Here is a 21,431-nt window from a genome sequence, read left to right on the forward strand (position 1 = left end):
GAGGCATGGTCCCATGAGGCCGGCCCGCCTGCCAGGGATTACTGGCACTCCGCCACCCAGGCGGAATTCACGGAGAGGTTGCTCTTCAGGGTGTTGTAGAGGGTCGTCGTGTTGAACAGGTTGTCCAGCGTCGTCGTGCCCTTGTAGACGTTGATGGCGTTGGTGAGGCAGGTCTGCCAGCTGGCGGGCATGTTGCTCACGGTGCCGGTGAGGCCCCACGGATCGTAGTTCTCCACGTAGAGGCCCGGCATGAAGCCCGCGGGCGTCTGTTGCAGGCAGTAGACCAGGTTGCGGGTGAAGTAGTTCTGCTGGTCGGTGGTGGACTTCACGAAGTAGGCGCCGGGGTAGATGGTGCCGTAGCTGGCGTCGAAATAGGGGTTCGCGAAGATGAGGGGCACCGGCACCCAGCAGGTCGCGCTCTTGGCGATGGCGTCGGTCTCGGTGGGGAAGAAGATCGAGACCCAGTTCTTGCTGGCCGTCATGTTGCGCTTGATGGAAGCCAGGCCGCTGAAGTTGTAGTAGCTCAGCTCCACGTAGTCCACGATGCGGCCCGTGGAGGGGCAGGCGTCGAGGAGGCCGAGGCAGAAGTAGGGCAGCATGTTGTACCAGGGGTCGGTGGCGAAGGCCGAATCGGGCATGGACGACGGGATCCCGGTTCCGCCGTTGGTCCAGTCGATGACGGCGGTGCTGCCGAAGAAGAGGTAGAGCCGGGCGTTGGGCACGCGGCTCCAGAGGCTCGTCCCGAAGGCCTTGCCGAAGGCCCGCATGTTGGCGCACATGGTGGCGCGGGAGACCGTGGGGCTGTTGAGGATGGGACTGCCGCCGGAGGTCTGGTTGTAGTTGTACATCATCACGGTGGTCTGGTAGTTCTCGCAGTCCAGCATGAAGCTCTGGGAGCCGGCGGCCTTGGCCACGTTCACCACGCCCGCGACCACGTTGTCCATGTAGGTGGTGGAGTTGGCGTTCTGGATGTTCCAGGTGGAGGAGGGATTGGAGGTCATGCGGACCATCACCTCGTCCAGGGGGCTGGTGTAGCCGGAGACATTGGCCGCGTCGCTGTTCCAGGTGGCCAGGGAGTAGGAGGTCTCCATGGTGAGGTTCTCCACCCCCACCCAGTAGCGGGCGCCGCGCATCCAGGGATTGGCGGTCATGGCGGCCGGGGTCCTGGACGAGGCGTACATCGAGGTGGAGGGGAAGTGCTGGAAGAGGCCCATGAAGCCGGCGATCCCGCCGCTGCTGGAGGAGCCGGTCACGGCGGAGACGGTGATCGTCGTGCTCGTGTAGCCGGCGCTGTTGGTGGCGGTGACGGTGTACGAGGCCGCCGAGGCGGTGGCGAGGGCCGTTCCGCTGATGACGCCCGTGGTGGCGCTGATGGAGAGGCCCGCGGGCAGGGTCGGCGTCACCGAATAGGAGGTGACGGTCCCGGTGACGGTCGGCGCCGCCGAGGCGAAGGCCGTGCCCACCGTGGCGGTCAGGGTGGGCTGGGCGTAGACCAGGTTCGTGGGCGCGACGAGGACGGCGGCCACCGAGATCGTCACGGTCGCGTTGGTGGAGCCCGTGATGTTGGCGGCGGTCACGGTGTAGGTCGCGGCGGCGGAGGCCGCGCTGGGCGTGCCGGAGATGGCGCCGGTGGTCGTGCTGAAGGAAAGGCCGGCGGGCAGGGCCGGCGAGATGGACCAGGCGGTCACCGTGCCGGTGACGGTGGGGACGTCGGCGGTGATCGGGCTGTTCTGGGTGGCGGCGATCGTGGTCTGGGGATAGCTCAGGGAGGTGGGAGCGGCCGGATTGACCGTGATCGTGAGGTTCGCGGTGGTGGACCCGGCGGTGTTGGTGGCCGTGACGGTGTAGGCGGTGGCGGCCGTGGCCGTGGCCGGGATGCCGGAGATGGTGCCGGTGGAGGCGCTGAAGCCCAGGCCCGAGGGCAGGGCGGGGGAGGCGGTGTAGTAGTCCACCGTGCCCGTCACGGTGGGGGTCTGGGCGGCGAGGGTCTGGCCCACGACGGCGACGATGCTGGTCTTCGGATAGACGAGGGAGGTGGGGGCCTGGAGGGCGCTGGCCACCGAGATGGTGAGGGTCGTGGTGGTGGAGCCGGCCGCGTTGGCGGCGGTGACGGTGTAGGCGGCCGAGGCCGTGACCGTCGTCGGCGTGCCGGTGATCACGCCGGTCGAGGCGTTGAGGACCAGGCCTCCGGGGAGGGCCGGGGACACGCTCCAGCTGGAGACCGTGCCCGTGACCGTCGGGTTGTCCTGGGTGATGGCCTTGCCTACCGTGGCGGCCAGGACCGGCTGCGCGTAGCTGAGGCCGGAGGGAGCGGCCACCTGGACCGTGAGCGACAGGGTGGCCCGGGCCGAGCCCGTGGCGTTGGTGGCCGTGACGGTGTACGAGGCGGTGGCGGCGGCGGCGGTGGGGGTGCCCGAGATGACGCCCGTGGACGTGCTGAGGGCGAGGCCCGCGGGAAGGGCGGGGGAGATGGCGTAGGACGTGACGGTGCCCGTCACGGTGGGCGCGGCCGACGCGAAGGCCGTGCCGACGGTGGCCGTCAGCGTGGAAGGCGCATAGGCGAGGCCGGAGGGGGCGGCCACCTGGACCGTGAGCGACAGGGTGGCCCGGGCCGAGCCCGTGGCGTTGGAGGCGGTGACGGTGTACGAGGCGGTGGCGGCGGCGGCGGTGGGGGTGCCCGAGATGACGCCCGTGGACGCGCTGAGGGCGAGGCCGGCGGGCAGGGCGGGGGAGATGGCGTAGGACGTGACGGTGCCCGTCACGGTGGGCGCGGACGAGGTGAAGGCCGTGCCGACGGTGGCCGTCAGCGTGGAGGGTGCATAGGCGAGGCCCGAAGGCGCGGGGATCTGCACCGCGAAGGTCAGGGTCGTCGAGGTCGACCCGGCGGCATTGGTGGCGGTGACGGTGTAGGTCGCCGCGGCGGAGGCCGCCGTCGGCGTTCCGGAGATCACGCCGTTGGCCGCGTTGAGGGCGAGGCCCGCGGGGAGGGCGGGGGAGATGGTGTAGGACGCGACGGTCCCCGTCACCGCGGGCGCCGCCGACGCGAAGGGCGTGCCGACGGTGGCCGTGAGGGTCGCCGGCGTGTAGGCCAGGGCGGTGGGGGCGCTGAGGGCCGTGGCGACGGAAACCGTGACCGGGGCGGTGGTCGACCCGGCGGCATTGGCGGCCGTGACCGTGTAGACGGCCGCGGGCGTGGCCGTCGTGGGCGTGCCGGTGAGGATGCCGGTGACCGGGTCGAGGGCCAAGCCCGCCGGCAGCGACGGGGCCACGGCGTACGAGGCCACGGTGCCGGTCACCGTGGGCACGTCGGGGTTGACGGGCGTGCCCACCGTGGCGGCCAGGGTCGGCTGGGCGTACGTCAGGCCCGAGGGCGGGGCCAGGGCGGGGGCGACGGTGATGGACAGGGTGGCGGTGGCCTGGCCGGCTGAGTTGGAGGCAATGACCGAGTAGGCGGCAGTGGCCGCCGCGGCGGTGGGTGTGCCGGACAGGGTGCCCGTTCGACTATCCAGGCTGAGGCCCGCCGGCAGGCCGGGCGACGTGGTGTAGGCGGTCACGGTGCCCACGACGGTGGGCGTGAGGGGCGGGATGGCCTGGCCCACGGTGGCCGCCACCGTGCCGGTGGGGTAGGTGAGGGCGGAGGGGGCGGCGAGGGCGGCGGCCACGGAGAGGGTCACCTGGGCGGTGGTGCTCCCCGAGGCGTTGGCGGCGGTGATGGTGTAGACCGTGCTGGGGGAGGTGGCCGCCGGCGTGCCCGAAATCAGGCCGCTGGCGGGGTCGAAGGTAAGCCCGGCCGGCAGGGCGGGACTGATGGACCAGGAAGCGACCGAGCCCGTGACGGCGGGCACGTCGGGCGTGAGGGGCACCCCGACCGTGCCGGCCACGACGGGCTGCGCGTAGGCCAGCCCCGAGGGCGCGGCGAGGGCGGCGGCGACGGTGATGGCGAGGGTGGCCGTCGCTTGGCCGGATGAGTTGGAGGCGATGATGGAATAGTTGGCCGTGGCCGAGGCCGCGCTGGGGGTACCGGACAGGGTGCCGGTCGTGCTGTTCAGCTGGATGCCCGCTGGTAGGGCCGGCTTGCTGGTATACGAGGTCACCGTGCCGACCACCGTCGGCGTGATCGGGGGCAGGGCCTGGCCCACGGTGCCGGACACCACGCCCGTGGGGTAGGTGAGGGCCGACGGCGCGGCGGAGGAGACCCGGATCCGCACCTTGGCGGAGGCGGACGTGGTGCTGCTGGTGACCGTCACCGTGTACTCGATGGCGTCCGTGGTGACGGCGGGGGTACCGGAAATGACCCCGGTGGTGGGGTCCAGGGTGAGACCGGCCGGGAGGGCGGGCGTGATGGAGACCGAGGTGTAGGTGCCCGTGATGGTGGGCACCAGGATGGGGCTCATGGGCTCGCCTTCCGTGATGGTCACGGAGGTCTGCGGGAAGGTGAGGGTAAGCGTGCTGACGGGCGTCGGGGTGGTGGCGATGGTCGCCGTTCCTCCGGTTCCTCCCCCGCCGCTGCAGGCGATGATGGAGCAGGCCGCGCCGATCGCAAGAATTCCAAGCAGTCTGATTTGAATGCTTCCAGCGCGCATATGCCCTCCGGAGCGGGTACCCGGCTGCGAACCTCTATATATCGGCCAGAAAAACAGGCGCCATTAACATTAAGGGATTATTGTGGTTTCCGCCCGCTTTTTTCTTTGAATCTCGAAGTCCTCTCATGGTTTTAGCTTTTTATGCCGAAATGACCTAGGATGTGCCAGGCCCTGTCCGGCCGGATTCGGAATGGACAGTTCAAAGCCCCCGGAGGTTCCCGTGAGCTCCCCCGTCGACAAGCGCCGCCATGAACGCCTCCCCGCCCACGGAGAGATCCGCATCAAGGGCAAGGGACGCCTCGGCATCTACGCCGTGGTCCTCAACGTCAGCCTCGGCGGCGTGCTGCTCAGCGCGACGCCCTCCCTGCCCGTCGGAAGCCAGTGGAACGTGAGCCTGCGCACGCTGGCCGCCCAGCGCGTCCAGGCGATGGGGACGGTGGTCCGCAACGACGACGGCGGCACGGCCCTCAAGTTCGCGCAGGAGCTGAGCCCCTCCAGCCTGAAGATCCTCACGGGCGCGCCGGAGAAGGCGGGCGGCGTGATCAGCGCCTACCTCACCTACTTCCAGGTGGGGCGCAACGAGCGGAACGCCGGCTGCGAGCACCTGCTGGGCGTCAGCCGCCGCACCTTCAAGACGGTCTTCTATTCGACCTTCTCCGCCTCCCTGCCCCTGGCGGTCGCGCCGGTGTGGTTCGCCCGGGCCGCCTTCCAGCCGTGGCCCGTGTGGCTCAAGATCTCCCTGAGCTTCCTGTACGCCGGGTTCTGGCTCTTCGTCCTGCAGCCCACGATGGATGTGGCGATCCTCGGCTTCATCCGCAAGCTCAGGGCCGCGAAGCAGCCCGCCTGATCACCACTCCAACCCGCCCGCGGCCGCGGCGGCCTGGAGGACCGGATCCAGGTTCATGCCGAGGGGCTGCCCGTTGGCGACCTTGGCGCGGGCGTCCAGGAGGGCGGCTTCCGCCCCGTCCGGAATGCCCGACCGGTTCACCCAGTCCGTGGATTCGGCATAGACCCAGACGACCCGGGAGGTGTCGGTGAGGCACCAGAAGGCCTGGTAGTCCAGGAACCTTGGCCGGTCGGACGCGGCCAGCCAGTGGGCCAGATCCGCGGCGCTGTTGTTCTGGTCGAAGGTCGCGTCCAGGTAGATGGCCATGCCCAGCCGGACCTGGGCCGCGTAGCGGTCGCGCACCGCGGCGTCCAGGAGGGAGGGGCCCGTGGTCAGGACGAGGTTTCGGAGGTTGGCGTACCAGGTGCTCCGATAGAAGTTGTACGTCGCCTCGAACCCGTCCGTGACGGTCATGCCGCCGGCGGCCACGTCCAGGATCCCGTTCAGGAAGTCGGGCATGAGCCCGTAGGGGTGGGTCGGGAAGGCGCTGCTGGCCCAGAACTGGAGGGTCCCGTTGCGCAGCAGGCTCAGGGAGCCGAAGCAGAAGAGATCGCAGCCGGGATAGGCGGTCTGGATGGCCGTCATGAACTGCTGGCCCCGGCGCCGCGCGTTGGCCTGGCAGGCCTGGAAGGTGTGGGCGGAGGCGTCGTAGGCGCGGTAGTCGAAGAAGCTGGTCTGGCCCTGGTTGGGGTAGGCCTCCGGGTCGAAGGCGACCCCCGCCAGGCCGCCGGCCTTCGCCTGCTGGGCGAAGGCCGTCACGTTGGCCAGGGCCGTGGTCCAGTGGGCATCGCTGAAGGGATCGAAGCCCGCGTCCAGGCCGCCCCGCATCAGCAGGTAGTTGGTGGTCAGCTTCGCCGAGTTGATCTGGGGCACGTTCACGGTGTCGGCGGCCAGGGACGACGCGGTGTAGGCCGTAGTGCGGAAGACCACCCGGCCCGCCTTGAGGGCGAAGACGAGGCCATCGAAGGGGGCGGCCTCCAGGTTGGCCCGCTTGGCCAGGACCACGTCCGAGGTGGGCGGGACGCCCTGGATGAGCAGCAGCCGCTGGGAGGGCGCGGGGGCCGCCGACACCTGGATCTGCAGGGTCGCCTGGGTGGCTCCGTAGGGGTTGGAGGCCGTCACGGTGTAGGCGGCCAGGGCCGAGGCGGCGGTGGGGGTGCCGGCGAGGACGCCGGTGGCCGCATCGAGGGTGAGGCCCGCCGGCAGCGCCGGCTGGACCGCGTAGGCCGTCACCGAGCCCGTCACCGTGGGCGCGAGGGGGCTGAGGGCGACGCCCACCGTCGCGGCCACGGGCCCCGCCGCGTAGGCCAGGCCCGAGGGGGCGGTGCCGGCCGCGGCCACCTGGATGCGCAGGGTGGCCGTGGTGGATCCGTACGCGTTCAGGGCGGTGGCGGTGTAGGCGGCCAGGGCCGAGGGGGCGGTGGGGGTGCCCGACAGCACGCCGGTCGTCGGGTCCAGGGCCAGACCCGCCGGCGGGTCGGGCGTAAGGGTGAAGCGCGTGACCGTGCCCGACACCGTGGGGACATCCGGGGCGATGGGCAGGCCGGCCGTGGCGCTGATGAGGGCCGTCGGGTAGGTGAGGGCGCTGGGGGGCGCGTTGGCGGCGGCCACCTGGATCTGCACCTGGGTGGAGGTCGCCCCGTGGCTGTTGCGGGCCGTGACGGTGTACGCGGCCAGGGGGGAGGCGGCGGTGGGGGTGCCCGACAGGGTCCCGGTGGCGGAGGCCAGACTCAGCCCCGCGGGGAGGCTGGGGGAGACGGCGAAGGCGTCCACGGTGCCCTGGACGGTGGGGACGACGGGGGTGATGGCCGTGCCCACCGTGGCCTGCAGGGTGCCCGATGGATAGGCCAGGCCGCTGGGCGCCGTGCCGCCGGCGTCGCCGGACCCGCAGGCGGCGAGGAAGGCCAGGCCGGCCAGGAGGAGCGCCCGCCCCCCCTGGCTCAGGCGCCTGCGCAGGTGGCCCCCCCCGAACATGGTTCCTGACATGGGGCCCCCCAGGTGATGTGCAAGTCTAGCCGCGACGGGTGCGTTTCGTGGCTATGATTATGAACATTCCAGCATCCGCGTCCGGGATCTCCGGTCCTTTCCTGGGAGCGCCATTGCGTATCCTGCCGTTTCTAGCGTGGTTGGCCCTGGTGCCGGCTGTTTGGCTGAGCGCCCAGGCCCCGGACGCCTCCGCGGAGATCCAGCGGCGGGTGGACGCCCTCCCTCCCGGCGGGACCCTGGTCCTGGAGGCGGGCAGCCTCCGCTTCCAGGGCATCCGGGTCACCCGGAGCCTGACGGTGCGGGGCGCGGGCATCGACCGGACCCACGTCGCCCGGGCCGGGGCCCGCCCCTTCTTCGAGGTGGCGGGGGCCGGGGTGGAAGCCGCCTTCGAGGGGCTGGACCTGGACGGCGGCGGCCTTCCCGCCGCGGGCCTCGAGGCGGTGGGGATCCGGGCCCTGCGCCTGCGGGACGTGCGCGTGGCCGCCTGTGGCGTCCCCCCCACCGGGAGCCTGCCGGACGACAGCCACGGCCAGCCCGTGGACGGGGTCTACGCCAAGGACGTGGACGAGGCCCGGGTCGAGCGCTGCGTCTTCCTGGCCAACGCCCGGGACGGCTTCATCGGCATTCCCGTGCGCCGGCTCGTCTTCGCGGGGAACCAAAGCCGCGGGAACGGGCGCATGGGCTGCACCAGCGATGTGGACCCGGAACACCGCGCCGGGGGACCGCTGGAGGCGGTGTACCTGGACAACCAGGTGGAGGACTGCGGGACCGGCGGTCTCCACGTGGAGTCCGAGCCGGGCCTGCCGCCCGTGGAGGCGCGCTTCGAGCGCAACCGCGTGGTGGGCTGCGGCAACCGGGACTGGGGCTACTGCTGGGGCCTGACCCTGGGCCTCAACGCCCGCGGGCTCCTGCGGGACAACACCATCGTCGGCACGGGCCTCCGCTCCAGCCTGGCCGCCTACCGCAATGGCATCCACATCGCCCGCCCCTCCGGCCCTGTGCGCATCGAGGGCAACCGGGTGCTGGATTCGGGCCGCTGCGGCATCTCCGTGGATGAGAGCCCGGCGCCGGTGCTCCTCCGGGACAACGTGGTCCAGGGGGCCGGGGATTCGGGCATCTCCGCCTACCGGATCCGGGCGCTCCGCGTGGAGGGCTGCCGGGTGGAGGGGGCCCGGCGGGAGGGGCTCTGGGCCCGCCTGTGCCCGGGGGCCGAGGTGATCCGCTGCCGGTTCCAGGGGAATTCGGCCGGCGAGCCCCGGGCCCACCCCGCCGTGCGCCTGGAAGCCTGCGGCCGCGCGCGGCTGGAGGGCAATGACTTCGGGGGGGAGCCCCAGGCCTGGGGTGTGCAGGCGAGCCCCCGCGCCCTGGCCCTGCTCCTCAGCCTGGCCGGGAACCGCTTCGAGGGCCGGGCGGGCCATCCCCGCCTCAGCAACCGACCCTCCGGCCTGGTGGCCCTGGGGGCGGCCCTCCTGGGGGGGGTCGCCGGGGCGGCCTGGATCGCCCGGCGGCGCCGCGCCGCCGGCCGACGCTGAAGGCTGGATCAGGGCCCTCCCCGTTCATCCTTCCCATATGCGTCCATCCCCGTTTCCGCAGGGCCAGCCCTTGGTCGGGCAGGTGCGCGCCTGACCTGCACGCGCCGAGTCCTCGACGGCTGGATCCGGGCTCAGGGCACCGGCACGCCCAGGTCCCGGTAGAGGGCCTCGTGGAGGGCCACCAGGTTCGGGACATCGAACTGGGTCGCCCGGGCGCGGGCGGCCTCGCCCAGGGCCCGCGCGCCGTCGGGATCGGCGGCGAGGCGCTCCAGGGCCGTGCGGAGGGCGGGGGGATCGCCCACGGGCACCTTCAGCCCGCCGCAGGCGTCCAGGAGGTCGCGGACCCCGCGGGCGTCGGCGCCGATGACGGGCACGCCCAGGGCGAAGGCCTCCATGACGCAGCGGGAGAGGCCCTCCCGCTCCGAGGGCAGCACGAGGGCCCGGGAGGCGCGGACGACCACGGGGATGTCCTTGCGCTCGCCCAGGAAGTGCACCCGGCCCGCCAGGCCCCGGGCCTGGCACCAGGCGCGGCAGGTCTCCTGGAGGGGACCCTGGCCGGCGAGGGCCAGGTGGATGCGTGGATCGGGCAGGTCGGCCAGGGCCTGGAGCAGGTCCCGGTGGCGCTTGCCGGGCTGGAAGCCGGCCACCATGCAGAAGAGGATGTCCTGGGGTCCCAGGCCCAGCGAGGCCCGGAAGGCGGCGATGGCCTCGGGGGACACGGCGCCGGGGTCGTACTGGCGCAGGTCCAGGCCGATGCCGGGCATGTAGCGGAGGCGGTCCGCGTCCACGATGCCCCGGCGGAGGGCCTCGGCCTCGTCCGTGCGGTTGATGACCACGAGGCGATCGGTCCAGGGCCCCGCCAAACGCTCCAGGCCGGCGAAGGCCGCATTGGCCAGGGCGCCCTGCCGGTCGTGGAAGTGGAAGCCGTGGGCCGTGTAGACCACCCGGGTGCCCGCGGGCCGGAAGCGGCCCCGGAGGGCGAAGCGGGTGAGGAAGGCCGCCACCGGGGTGTGCACGTGGACGAGGTCGTAGCCCCCGGCCTCGACCACCCGGCGGATGGCCGCGGGCATGCGGAAGAGGCCCTGGGGGCGCAGGGGGTTGCGGGACCAGTCGGCTTCGAAGCAGTGGTCGAAGGCCGCCCGGCAGGCTTCGTCCTGGGTCGCCCCCTTGGCGAGGCCGTCCACCTGCCAGCCCAAAGAGCGGAAGTGGCGGGCGTAGGGGAGCAGGAAGCCCCGCAGGGTGCATTCGATGGTGGTGACGATCAGGAGGCGGGTCACGGCAGGTCCTCCTCGGCGGGCTCCCGCGCCTCCCGTTCCGCCAGGTACACCCCCACCAGGATCCAGAAGGGGTGGGAGGCGGAGTACTGGAAGGGGACGGCGCTGATGCCGTTGATGGCGTAGGCCAGGGCCGCCGTGGCCAGGGCCCGGGAGGCCCGGCTCCGGCTGCGGAGCTGGGTGATGGCGGCCAGGAACACGGCGAGGAGGGCGGCTTCGTAGTAGAAGCTGCCCTGCTCCAGGATGGCCACGTACTGATTGTCGGAGGGGCGCTTGATGACCATCTCGGGGGAACCGAGGGACCCGAAGGGGTGGTTGGCCAGGTAGTCGAAGGCGATGCGCCAGTATTCGGTGCGCTCCTGGAAGTTCTCGTCGGCCTTGGCGCCCTGGCTCAGGATGCGGGCGCCGGAGGTGTAGCGCGCCACCGCGGGCCCCACGTAGGGCAGGTCCTGGGCCCGGCCCAGGAAGGCGTCGCCGACCCCGGGGAGGAAGGCCACGGCCAGGGGGGCCGCCAGCATCACGGCCAGCAGGGTGGCCTTCAGGCGTTCCCTGCGGGTGGCGTGGTCCTTCATCCAGATCACGGCGTAGAGGAAGCCACTGGCGAGGAGCGCGGCGAGGGAGCCGCGGGACTGGCAGAGGAGCACCGTCAGGGCGGCGGCCACGGTGCCCACGGTGCGGGCGCGGCCCTCCAGGGCGTGGAAGCAGGTCCAGAAGGCCAGCAGGGCCCAGATGCCCAGGGAGTTGGGATTCAGGTAGAAGCCCGTGGACCGGCCCATGATCAGGTTGTCGGGCTGGTAGGTGTCCTTGAAGGCCAGATCCCACTCCCGGATCCAGCCGAGGAAGCTGGGCAGGGAGCCCAGCTCCCCCAGGCTCTGGATCAGGGCCAGGCCCATCTGGGAGACGACGGCCAGCAGCAGGTAGCGCCGGGCCCAGGTGGCGACCCGCGCGTCCATGCCCGCCCCGATGTAGCCGAAGGCCAGGTAGGCCATGGGCAGGAGGGCGGTGTACGAGGTGTAGGCGGAGCGGGCCGGGAAGTGCATGAAGGCCACGCCCAGGAGCGGCAGGAGGAAGGCCAGGAGCAGGAAGGGGAAGAAGGCCCAGAACCGCGTGTTGCGGGCCATCCGGACCAGTTCCCCGCGGAAGGGCAGGGCCACGGCGAAGAACGCGAACAGCGGCATCAGCAGGTCCATGATCAGCACCATGCCGCGCCCGCCGGTGGCGAGCTTCAGCACCAGCCGCTCCTGGTAGACGGCGGCGCACACGGCGCTGAGGAGGACGAGGTGGACGCGGATCATGCCCGGGACGCCCCCCGGGCCACGCCCTCGAGCACCTCCAGGGTGTCCTGGCCGCGCCGGTCCCAGCTGTGCTCCCTGGCGACCAGCTCATGGCCCCGGGCGCCCATGGCCCGGGCCTCGTCGGGGTGCGCGGCCAGGTGCGCCACGGCGCGGGCGAGGGCCCCCGGATCCCCGGGGGGGAGGACGAGCCCGGCCCGGGCCGCCTCCACCACCTCGAACTGCCCCGGCAGGTCCGTCACGACGACCGGAATGCCGGTGGCCATCATCTCGTAGAGCTTGAGGGGGCTCCATCCGGTCGCGGCGTGGGTGCCGCCGTCGTCCTTGACGCAGAGGCCCACCGTCGCGGGGGCCACGAGGCCGCCCAGTTCCCGGTAGGGGAGGACGCCGGCGTAGACGACGCGCCCGTCCTCGCGGGCCGCGGCCTCGACGGCGGGACGCTCCGTGCCGTCCCCGGCCAGCACGAGCTTCATCCCCGCGGGCCAGTCCGGATGGCGCACCGCGGCCAGCATGGTGGCGATGCCCTGCCATGGCGAGAAGGCCCCGAAGAACACCGCGTAGGGGCCCCCGGGGGCCCGGGCGTCGCGGAGGCCGGGCCGGAAGTGGTCCAGGTTGGCGCCGTTGGGGACCACGTGGACGTTCTCCGCGCCGCAGTCGTCCTTCACCCACTGGGCCATCTGCGGGGTCACCGTGACGATGGCGTCGGCGATGCGGTGCTGGTGCCGGGTCAGGGCGCGCAGGAAGCCCCCGAACCGCCGGGTCCAGGGATACATGGTGTAGACGTCCTCGTGGGGTCCGTTCACCTCGATGACCAGGGGGATCCGCAGCACCTTGGCCGCCCAGATCGCCAGGGCGGCCACGAAGTGGCCGCGGAGGTAGACGGCGTCGTAGTCCGCCAGGCGCGCCACGAGGCGCAGCTGGACCGTCAGGAAGCCCCAGGCACGGCCCGCGAGGCCCTGGGAGCCCTCCCGGCGCGGCGGCTCGAAGAGGTCCACGGTCACGCCGCGCCGGCGGAGGCCGGCGATGATCTCGTTCACGTGGGCGTAGGAGGCCTGCCCCTCGCGGGTGGCCTGCATGCAGAGGTAGGCGAGGCGCCGGATCCTGGGCTTCATGGGCGGGTCCCCGCGGCGGCCTGGGTCCGGCCCAGGAGGTGATCGAGGTCGCGCCGGTAGGCGTCGAGGCACGTCGCCAGGTCGAAGGTGGCCAGGACGTAGGCGTGGCCCTCCGCGTTCGGGGCGAGCTCCCCGCGCCGGAACCGGTCCCGCAGGGAGGCCAGTTCCGCCGTGAGGGCGGCGGGGTCCTGGAAGGGCACCCGGGTCACGCAGGGCATGGGGTGGGAGTAGAGCACGATCCGGCCAGCCTGGAGGGCCTCGCGCACCGTGCCGCCCATGCCGTCGTGGCGCACGAGGCGGACCACCACGGTGGCCCGCTCCAGGAAGGGGCGCACATCCACCTGCCAGCCGTGGAAGCTCAGGTTGGGCGGCGGCTGCTCCACCCAGGTGCCCGTGCCGCCGATGACCTCGAAGCGGACGTCGGGGAGGGCCCGGGCCGCCTGCAGGAGGGAGGGGCCGTCGTAGAACTCGGCCCGGCCGTCCGGGATGTAGGTCAGGACCGTGAAGGGTTCGGGCAGCCGCTCCGGGACGGACACGTCCTCCAGGGGCACGGGGAGGGCGATGTAGCGGCTTTCGAGGCCCACCTCCCGCAGCTCGTCCACCAGCCAGGGGGCGTCGGCCCAGTGGAGGTCCGCCCGGGACCGGGCCAGGGGGCCCTTCCGGAGGGTGCCGGCCCGGAAATCCTCGAGGGTGTTCAGCACATCCGTGCCGATCCAGTAGTGGGCGGCCCGGGCCCGGGGGTTGAGCCGCCGGAGCAGGGCCCAGAGGGCGTCGAAGGCCCGGCCCCGCCAGGTGGGGGCGCCGGGGCGGTAGCCCATGCGGAGGAAGACGTCGGCCTGGCGGACCCAGGCCCGCCCTTCCCGGGTGAAGACCTCCCGGGGCGCCAGGAAGCGGGCCTCGGCGCCTCCGGGGATGCGGGCCGCGAGGGCCGCGAAGCGGTTGGACCAGTAGGGCTGGCCGAGGATGAGGAGGCGGATCACAGCAGGCCCTCCCGGCGAAGGAAGCGGAACGTGGCGAGGCCCACGGCGGCGAAGCCGGCCAGCGCGGCCCCCAGGGTGACCAGGGAGGAGCCCGTGCGCGCGGCCACCGCCACCAGCAGGCCGAGGGGCACGCTGAAGGCCGTGAGGGTGCCGAAGACCCGGAGGACGGGGCCCCACTGCACCCCGGCCGCGTGGAGGAACCGCCCGATGGAGGTGATGGACACCGCGAGGCCGGCCCCCGAGACGTAGAGGGCGGTGCGCTCCACCGATCCCGACAGGTGGCCGGCCCAGATGGCCCCCACCGTCGCCGCCAGCTCGAAGACCGTGAAGGCCAGGCTCTCCTTGAGCCGGTCCCGCACGAGGAGCATCCCGCAGATGGGCCGGGCGAGGCTCCACAGGAGGGTCATGGGGGCCAGGATCTGGGCGAAGCGGCCGGCCTCGCTCCAGCGGGGACCGAAGACGGCGGGGAAGAGGACGCCGGCGCCGGCGGTGCAGATGATGTAGACGGGCAGGTAGACGGCGGCGAGGAGCAGGAAGATGCGGGAGGTGAGCCGCCCCAGGTCCTCCCCCTCCCGGGCCCGCTCCGCCGCCTCGCCCAGGAACACCTGGCTGATGGCCGTGCCCACGAAGCTGGCGGGCAGGAACAGGGTCCGGTAGGCCAGGAAGTAGTGCCCGGCCATGTCCGCCCCGAAGTAGAGGGGGATCAGGAGGAAGGGCACCTGGATGGCCGCCAGGTTCAGGATGGAGGCCCCGGCCATGTACTTGGGGTAGCGGTCGAAGTCCTTGGCGGCCTTCCGGACGCCCTGCCAGGGGAAGGGCCCCTGGAACAGGTCCCGCCGGAGGAGGCGCAGGACGGAGAGGACCCGCCCCGCCAGGTCCCCGGCCACCAGGCCCACCGTGCCGGCCCCCAGGAAGCCTGCGCCCACCTGGACGCCGGACATGCCCAGCCCCTGGGCGACCCGGGCCTGGGCGAGGGCCCCGAAGCCCTGGCGGCGGATGGCCTGGAAATTGAGGGCTTCGTAGGCGCCCGCGGCGGCCACGGTGAGGGGGAGCATCCACAGGTGGGGCACGAGGTCCGGCACCTTGACGAGACCGCAGAAGGCCGGGCCCCAGGCCCAGGACGCGCCCGCCAGGAGGACGCTGAAGCCCCCCACGAGCAGGAAGCAGAGCCAGACCAGGTGCCGGGCCCGGTCCTCGTCCTCGGCCATGGGGATCGCCATCTCGTAGCGCAGCGAGTTGGTGCTGTTGAGCAGCATGGCCAGGGTGGAGAACACGCTGAAGGCCCCGATCTCGGCGGGCGTGTACAGGCGCGTCACGACGGGGGAGGCCAGCACGGCCACGATCTGGCCCGCCGCAGCGCCCCCGGCCAGGGAGGCCAGGCTGCGCATGAAGCCGGGGCGGCGGGGCGTCATGGCCGGCCTCCGGGGGCCCTTCGGGAGCGCGTCCGCATGCCTCGGGTCCTCACTTGTACTTGTAGTGGTAGGCGTAGGTGTAGTCCTGGTGGCCGTAGCCCAGGCCCAGCGGCTCGATGTCGTTGAAGATGCACCCGGCGACCTTGATCTCGTGGGCCTCCAGGCGCTGCTGGCAGACGGCGAGCTCGTCCAGGGAGGTCTTGCCGAACTTCGCCACCAGGAGGGTGGTCTCCATGAAGGCGCCGATGAGGATGGCGTCGGTGACCGGCAGGAGGGGCGGAACGTCGAAGATGACGTAGTCGTAGGCCGCGCCCGCCTCCTCCACGAAGGTCCTGAACGTCTCGGTGAGGAGCAGCTTGGCGGAATCCCCGGGGATGAGGCCGGTGGGCAGGACGTCGAGGCCCGCGACGGCGGTCTCCTTCACGAGCTCGCGCCAGGGGGCGCGCCCCGTCAGCACGTCGGAGAGGCCCCCCTGCCGCGTGGGCAGGCCGAAGTAGGCGTGGAGGATGCCGCGCCGGAGATCGGCGTCCACCAGGAGCACCCGGGTGCCGGTCTGGGTGAGGATCAGGGCGAGGTTCGTGCTCAGGAAGGACTTGCCGACTCCCGGGCTGGGTCCCGTGACCATGAGGGTGCGGGGATGCTTGTCCCGCAGCATGAAGAGGAGCGAGGTCCGCAGGCTGCGGAGGCTCTCCACCGCGAGGTCGTCGGCGTTCTGGTAGGCGAGGAGGTGCACGCCCTTCCGCCGCTGCTCCAGGGACCTGGCGTGGCCCTCCTGGTCCCGGCTGTGGGGCACCGTCACCAGGACCGGGATGCCGAGCTTGGACTCGACGAGCCGGTGGTCCTTGATGCCGGGGTGCAGGAGGTGGCGGAGGACGGTCAGGGCGATCCCGGCCATGAAGCCGAGGCTGGCGTAGAAGGCGAGCAGGACCGAGCCCCGGGCGCCGATGGGCTCGGGGTTCACGGCCGCGGGCACGACGATGGCGATGGCCCCCACGTCCGCGGCGCCGGTCACCTGGAGCTGCTGGACGCTGTTCATCAGCGCGGTGTAGAGCTCCGTGTTGACCTGGACGTCCCGGCTGAGGCGGACCACTTCCTGCTGGGTCGAGGGGAGGCTGCGCATCCGCGCCTGGAACCCCGCGGCCTCGGCCTTCAGCTTCTCGATCTGCTTGTTCATCGTCACGACGACGTCCGCGTTCTCCTTGTAGGTGCGCAGCGTCTCCTGCTTCTTCTGCTCCAGGGCCGTGATCTGGCTGTTGAGGTTGGCCCCCTGGAGGAGGAGGGTCTCGGCCTCCTTGGACAGGTCCACGGAGCCGTACTTGGTCCGGTAGGCGTTGAGGCGGGCCTCGGCGGCGTCGAGGCTGGCCTTGAGGGGCGCCATCTTGGCCTCCAGCAGCGCCCGGGTCTTGGTGGCGTCCCCGGTCCTCTTGTCGAGCTTGTACTGGATGTACTGGTTGACGATGGCGTTGAGGATGTTCGCGGTCTTGACCGGATGGGGGCCGCGGAAGGTGAGGGCGAGCACGTTGGTGCCCTTCCCGCGCTCGGAGGCGTCGAAGCCCCTGCGGAGGTCGGCGATGGCCGCCGGCAGCGGCTTGCGGAAGACCCGGAAGACCTGGCCGGGGCGGGCCGTCATGGCCTTGACCTTGAGCCGGACCACGTCGCCGTCCACGAGGCCCTGGATCTCCTCGCCGGGGCGCCCGATGGCGAGGGGGGCGCCGGAGGGGGAGGACCACTGGAAGGCGCCGCCCGGCAGGGCCGTGACCCGGAACACCTTGCCATTGAGGCGCTCGGGCACCTTGAGGGTTTCCAGGTCCAGGATCGGGGCGTCGGCGCGGCCCCGGATGAGGGGGGCCCCGATGAGGGGCAGGAGCTTGGGCTCGGCCCGCAGGTCCAGGTCCAGGGCCTGGACGGTCCGGCCCAGGATCAGGTCCGTCTTGAGGATCTCCACTTCGGTGCCCGGCTCGGTGAGCTCCTGGCCCGTGGCGTCCAGCTTCGAGACGGCGGAGGTGTCCTGGCCCGGCCCGGGCTTTTCCTTGAGCTGCAGGATGCTCTCGGCCTGGAAGATGGGTGTGGCCCGCCAGATGAGGAAGCCTCCGCCCAGGGTGAACACGGCGGTGCAGCCGAGGATGAGCCAGCGCCCGGACCAGAGGTCGGCGAGCCAGTCGCCCAGGGGCAGGGCTTCAGGTTCCGCGGTGCGGACGGGACGCCGGGGTGGGGGGGTGGACGGACTGGACGTAGGGCTCATGGGGCTTCCGGAAGGCGAAGCAGGTGGGTCCGCCAAGCGGCCACAGCATCGACAATGGTTCGATAGACCATGATAAAAACGTCATGGGGCTTGCGGTAGGGATCTTCGATCTCCTGCCGCGCCGGCTCCAGCCAGTGGCCCAGGAGGTGGATGCGGTCCCGGGCGGAGGGGGCGAGGGAGGCGCACCAGGCCTGCTGGTCCCGGTCCATGACGAGGATGAGGTCGGCGGCCTCGGCCATGGCCGGCTGGAAGGCCCGGCTGCGGAAGCGGGTCAGGTCGATGTCATGGTTGCCCATGAACTGCACCACCAGGGGGTGGGGTCCCCAGCCCTCCGTGCAGGCCAGCCCCGCCGAGGCCACCTGCACGCCGGGCAGGGCCTGGCGCAGCAGGCCCTCGGCGAGGGGGCTCCGGCAATGATTGCCCTCGCAGAGCACGAGGATGCTCGAAGGGCGGCCGGGGAGCATCACTTGCTGAAGTAGTGGACCGTGGCCGCGGAGGTGGCCACGTTGGTGACCGCCTGGACCGTGGGCAGGATCAGGTTCATGACGCGGTTGAAGCGCACGGAGGTGCCGGCGTCGACGTAGACGATGTCCCTCGGGTTCAGGGCGAAGGCGTCGGCCAGCATCATGGCCGTGGGATTGCGGGCGTCCAGGTGCCACACGTCCACGTCCCGGTCGGTGGCGCCCTTGCGGATCACGTAGATGGACCGGGCGTCCGCGGAGGCCCCGACGATGCCGCCGGCGTCCGAGATGGCCTGGGCCAGGCTGCGCGCGCCGTGCACGAGGGGCAGGGTGCCGGGCTTCTGCACCTCGCCCATCATGTAGATGGGGCTCTCCACGTTGCTGGCGACCATGAGGGTGTCGCCGTCCTGAAGGAGGACGCGGGAGCCGAGGCCGCCCTGGGTCATGAGGGCGTGGAAATTGAGGGTCCAGGACCGGGGCCCGCGGGTCAGGGTGAGGCGGCTGTCGTCGGCGGTGGGGGTGAAGCCACCGGCCCGGTTGATGGCCTCGGCCAGGGTGAAGGGCACGTCGGTGACGTTGTACGAGGCCGGCGTCTTGACCTCGCCGCCCACGAAGACCTTCTGGGAGCGGAAGGCCAGGACCTTGAGGTCCACCTGGGGATTCTGGAGGACCTTGGCCAGCTCGGCGGTGAGCTTGGCCCGGGCCTGGCCGGTGGTGAGGCCCTTCACGGAGAGCTGGCCGACGTAGGGGAAGAAGATCCTGCCCTCCTCGTCCACGAGGCTGCCGGTGGCGTTGTCGGTGCGGTACTGGCCGAGGGCCAGGGTGATCTCGGGGTGATCCCAGACGGTGGCCAGGAGGACGTCCTGGGGGCCGATGCGGTAGGCGGGCGGCGCGTCCACGAGCAGGTCGGACAGGGTCGCGGCGGGGGTGGGCCGGACCTGGGTCCGGACCGCCTCGGGGTCGAGCCGGCGGAGGGTGACGTTCAGGCCCCCTTCTTCCTGGCGGGTGGGCTTGTCGCCGGGGCGGGCGTTGAACTTCATGCCCGGTGCCTGGCAGGCGGTGGACAGCAGGAGACCGGCGGCGGCGGCGAAGGCCAGGGGGGTCAGGGCAGGGGACATGGCGGCTCCGGGAAGGTCACTCAGGGTTTGGGAACGGGTTCGATGCGGTGGCGGGCGCGGCGGTCGATGTCCGGCGGCACCTCGAGCGGGGTCGTCCGGCGGTCGCGCACATGGCCGCCGTAGCGCCCCACGCCGGTGAGGGAGGGCTTGTAGGTGGGCACCAGCTCCTTCAGGAGTTCCACGATGCGCGGCTGGCGGGCTTCGTGGGGCAGCTTGATGGCCTGGCGGAAGTGGCTTAGCCCTTCCAGCAGCTTGCTGTCCCCGATGGGGTGGGGCTTGGCCTCCATCAGCTTGGGATGGACATGGGTCTGGGAACGCTCTTCATCCATGAACAACTCTTCGTGAATCTTCTCACCGGGGCGGAGGCCCACCACATCAATCTGGATGTCCCGGCCGGGAGTGAGGCCCGACAGACGGGCCATGTCCGTGGCCAGGTCCATGATGCGCACCGGTTCGCCCATGTTCAGGACATACACCTTGCCGGACTCCCCGAAGAGGGCCGCCTGGAGCACCAGCTGGCTGGCCTCGGGGATGGTCATGAAGAACCGGGTCATGGCCTCGTGGGTGACGGTGAGGGGCCCGCCGTGCTCGATCTGTTCCCGGAAGATGGGGACCACGCTGCCGCGGGAGCCCAGCACGTTGCCGAAGCGGACGCTCATGAAACCGGCGCCGGACTGGGCGCCGGAGGCCACGTGGAGGACGATGCACTCGGCGATGCGCTTGGTGGCGCCCAGCACGTTGGTGGGGTTGACGGCCTTGTCGGTGGAGATGTTCACCACCTTCCGGGCGCCGAAGTCGCGGGCCGCCTCCATCACGTTGAGGGTGCCGAAGATGTTGTTCTCCACGCCCTCCACCGGGTGGGTCTCCAGGAAGGGCACGTGCTTGTGGGCGGCCGCGTGGATGACGATGTCCGGCCGGTTCCGCTCGAAGATGTCCCGGAGGCCGTCCCGGTTCCGGATGTCCATCAGCTCGAGGGAGAAGGGCTGCTCCGGGAAATGCGCCTGCATGTCCCGCTGGATGTGCCAGAGGCTGTTTTCCCCCCGGCCCAGCAGCATGAGGTGGCCGCACTTGAGGGCCGCGACCTGACGGGCCAGCTCTCCTCCGATGGAGCCGCCGGCGCCCGTGATGAGGACCTTCTTTCCGGCCAGCGCCTCCCGCAGGGCCGTGTGATCCAGCTGGACGGGCTCACGGCGGAGCAGGTCCTCGATGGAGATCTCCTGGATATCCGGCTTCCAGGTCCGCTCCCCCAGCAGGTTGAAGATGCCGGGCACGGTCTTGACCACGACCCATTGGCGCTGGAACTCGTCGATCAGCTCGCGGATCTTCCGGCCCGGGGCCGCCGGCAGGGCCAGGACGGCGTGGGTGATGCCGAACTCGGCCGTGACCCGGGGAATGTCGGGGGTGCCGCCCAGGACGCGGATGCCGTTGATGCGGGAACCCAGCTTCTCCGGATCGTCGTCCAGGAAGCCCAGCACGCGGTAGCCGAGCTCCTTGTGGTTCATCAACTCCTGGGCCACCAGGACTCCGGCCCGGCCGGCGCCCACCAGCAAGGTGCGGTGGAGGGGACGGCCCGCGGTCGTGTCCTTGATGAGGCGGCGGGCGCGGGATTCGAAGAGGACCCGGCGGCCGATGCGGAGGGTGACCCAGAACATGCCCGTGAGCAGGGAGGCCCCGAAGGCGACGCTGTGGTCCTGGCCCAGCAGGGCGTTCAGGGTGGGGATGTACTTCAGGACGAAGGACAGCCCCATGAGGGTCATGATCGCGTAGCCGACCTGGGTCACGTCCGGGATGGTGGTGAGGCGGTAGAGGGGGCTGCCGATGCGGAACAGGGTGTTGACCAGGCAGCAGAGCACCACCCACACCGCCAGGTTCGTCGGGCGCAGCTCGTTCTGGAACCACAGCCCGCTGGCGATGGCCCAGGCCGTCCCGGCCAGGACCCCATCCATGGCCAGCTTGGCCATGGCGCGCAGCAGGGGGAGGGCGGAGCCGAAACCCTGGAGGAAGGTGTCGTATTTTTCTGATCGTTCCATTGTGGGGACGGGGCTCCGGCGCGAAAAGGTGGACCAACCATAGCACGCTCGTTCGGAGGAGACGGGAGAAAATAATATGAATTTCCCACAGATTTCAGGTCTGAAATGCCCAAGTAAATAGAAGAATCAACTTACTTTCTATTGGGTCTCGCTGATGACCTTCGTTCATTTATATAAAACAGTCAAATTGTTGGCTGGACGGCACGTTCCGCGCCTTGGCTGACACGTTTGGATTTCAAAATTGAAATCGAGAATTTCATATCGAAGGACTGCCTCCGTCGCCGGTGGGGGAGGGTCCCGGTCGGGGGGACGGCGCGCCCTGCGACGGCGTCGCGCCGGGGGCGGGAAGGCTGTCTTCCAGCTCGAATGATTGGATCACTTAGGGGGCCCAGGTCGGCCTGGCCGTCCAGAATGGAACGGAATTTTCTTAGGCCCTATCCGGTAAATACGGTCTTGCGGGGCGTCCGATGATTGCTAGAATCAAGACCTCTTACCTTGAGAAAACGTTCATTTCCCCCCGCCT

At 71.2% G+C, this 21,431-nt stretch carries 13 protein-coding genes; 2 read left to right on the forward strand and 11 right to left on the reverse strand.

What is annotated here, in order from left to right:
* Positions 1–38 precede the first annotated feature (38 nt).
* Positions 39–4,583, reverse strand: coding sequence for a beta strand repeat-containing protein (locus R2J75_RS04510; RefSeq protein ID WP_316411157.1), 4,545 nt, complete (start codon positions 4,581–4,583; stop codon positions 39–41).
* A gap of 220 nt (positions 4,584–4,803) precedes the next feature.
* On the opposite strand from R2J75_RS04510, the gene R2J75_RS04515 reads away from it, so the two are divergent.
* Entirely contained in the window at positions 4,804–5,430 is a 627-nt protein-coding gene (locus R2J75_RS04515; protein ID WP_243329438.1) for a PilZ domain-containing protein, read from the forward strand.
* Here the strand turns inward: R2J75_RS04515 and R2J75_RS04520 are convergent, their stop codons facing one another.
* Positions 5,431–7,455, reverse strand: a complete 2,025-nt coding sequence (locus tag R2J75_RS04520) for an Ig domain-containing protein (protein ID WP_316411158.1) — start codon at positions 7,453–7,455, stop codon at positions 5,431–5,433.
* 149 nt (positions 7,456–7,604) lie between these two features.
* Between R2J75_RS04520 and R2J75_RS04525 the strand changes: the two genes are divergently transcribed.
* The gene (locus tag R2J75_RS04525) at positions 7,605–8,987 is read left to right on the forward strand and encodes a right-handed parallel beta-helix repeat-containing protein (protein ID WP_316411159.1); all 1,383 of its coding nucleotides are present in this window, start codon (positions 7,605–7,607) and stop codon (positions 8,985–8,987) included.
* A gap of 131 nt (positions 8,988–9,118) precedes the next feature.
* Here R2J75_RS04525 and R2J75_RS04530 read toward each other — a convergent pair whose 3' ends face one another.
* The 9 genes from R2J75_RS04530 to R2J75_RS04570 are packed head-to-tail and all read right to left on the reverse strand — an operon-like array spanning position 9,119 to position 20,908.
* Entirely contained in the window at positions 9,119–10,264 is a 1,146-nt protein-coding gene (locus tag R2J75_RS04530; RefSeq protein WP_316411160.1) for a glycosyltransferase, read from the reverse strand.
* Complete coding sequence (locus R2J75_RS04535; RefSeq protein WP_243329456.1) at positions 10,261–11,556, reverse strand: O-antigen ligase family protein; 1,296 nt, start codon at positions 11,554–11,556, stop codon at positions 10,261–10,263. The genes R2J75_RS04530 and R2J75_RS04535 overlap by 4 nt, the downstream gene beginning before the upstream one ends.
* Positions 11,553–12,665: a glycosyltransferase family 4 protein gene (locus R2J75_RS04540; RefSeq protein ID WP_243329458.1), complete on the reverse strand. Its 1,113-nt coding sequence runs from the start codon at positions 12,663–12,665 to the stop codon at positions 11,553–11,555. The genes R2J75_RS04535 and R2J75_RS04540 overlap by 4 nt, the downstream gene beginning before the upstream one ends.
* Positions 12,662–13,645 carry a glycosyltransferase family protein gene (locus R2J75_RS04545; protein WP_243329459.1) on the reverse strand — a complete coding sequence of 328 codons (984 nt, stop codon included), beginning with the start codon at positions 13,643–13,645 and terminating at the stop codon, positions 12,662–12,664. The genes R2J75_RS04540 and R2J75_RS04545 overlap by 4 nt, the downstream gene beginning before the upstream one ends.
* Entirely contained in the window at positions 13,642–15,057 is a 1,416-nt protein-coding gene (locus R2J75_RS04550; RefSeq protein WP_243329461.1) for an oligosaccharide flippase family protein, read from the reverse strand. Before R2J75_RS04550 ends, R2J75_RS04545 begins: the two co-directional genes overlap by 4 nt.
* 49 nt (positions 15,058–15,106) lie before the next feature.
* Entirely contained in the window at positions 15,107–17,299 is a 2,193-nt protein-coding gene (locus tag R2J75_RS04555) for a polysaccharide biosynthesis tyrosine autokinase (RefSeq protein WP_316411161.1), read from the reverse strand.
* Positions 17,296–17,763, reverse strand: a complete 468-nt coding sequence (locus R2J75_RS04560) for a low molecular weight protein-tyrosine-phosphatase (protein WP_243329462.1) — start codon at positions 17,761–17,763, stop codon at positions 17,296–17,298. Before R2J75_RS04560 ends, R2J75_RS04555 begins: the two co-directional genes overlap by 4 nt.
* Positions 17,763–18,878, reverse strand: a complete 1,116-nt coding sequence (locus R2J75_RS04565; protein ID WP_243329463.1) for a polysaccharide biosynthesis/export family protein — start codon at positions 18,876–18,878, stop codon at positions 17,763–17,765. Before R2J75_RS04565 ends, R2J75_RS04560 begins: the two co-directional genes overlap by 1 nt.
* A gap of 20 nt (positions 18,879–18,898) precedes the next feature.
* Positions 18,899–20,908, reverse strand: coding sequence for a polysaccharide biosynthesis protein (locus R2J75_RS04570; protein WP_243329464.1), 2,010 nt, complete (start codon positions 20,906–20,908; stop codon positions 18,899–18,901).
* Positions 20,909–21,431 lie beyond the last annotated feature (523 nt).

This window comes from Mesoterricola sediminis (genome assembly GCF_030295425.1).
GTDB lineage: Bacteria > Acidobacteriota > Holophagae > Holophagales > Holophagaceae > Mesoterricola > Mesoterricola sediminis.

What these genes read in the sequence shown, in the direction of transcription:
- R2J75_RS04550 (WP_243329461.1), bottom strand. Translation starts at nt 15,057, where the DNA reads ATGACGCCCCGCCGCCCCGGCTTCATGCGCAGCCTGGCCTCCCTGGCC.
- R2J75_RS04520 (WP_316411158.1), bottom strand. Translation starts at nt 7,455, where the DNA reads ATGTCAGGAACCATGTTCGGGGGGGGCCACCTGCGCAGGCGCCTGAGC.
- R2J75_RS04535 (WP_243329456.1), bottom strand. Translation starts at nt 11,556, where the DNA reads ATGATCCGCGTCCACCTCGTCCTCCTCAGCGCCGTGTGCGCCGCCGTC.
- R2J75_RS04570 (WP_243329464.1), bottom strand. Translation starts at nt 20,908, where the DNA reads ATGGAACGATCAGAAAAATACGACACCTTCCTCCAGGGTTTCGGCTCC.
- R2J75_RS04555 (WP_316411161.1), bottom strand. Translation starts at nt 17,299, where the DNA reads ATGAGCCCTACGTCCAGTCCGTCCACCCCCCCACCCCGGCGTCCCGTC.
- R2J75_RS04565 (WP_243329463.1), bottom strand. Translation starts at nt 18,878, where the DNA reads ATGTCCCCTGCCCTGACCCCCCTGGCCTTCGCCGCCGCCGCCGGTCTC.
- R2J75_RS04540 (WP_243329458.1), bottom strand. Translation starts at nt 12,665, where the DNA reads ATGAAGCCCAGGATCCGGCGCCTCGCCTACCTCTGCATGCAGGCCACC.
- R2J75_RS04510 (WP_316411157.1), bottom strand. Translation starts at nt 4,583, where the DNA reads ATGCGCGCTGGAAGCATTCAAATCAGACTGCTTGGAATTCTTGCGATC.
- R2J75_RS04560 (WP_243329462.1), bottom strand. Translation starts at nt 17,763, where the DNA reads ATGCTCCCCGGCCGCCCTTCGAGCATCCTCGTGCTCTGCGAGGGCAAT.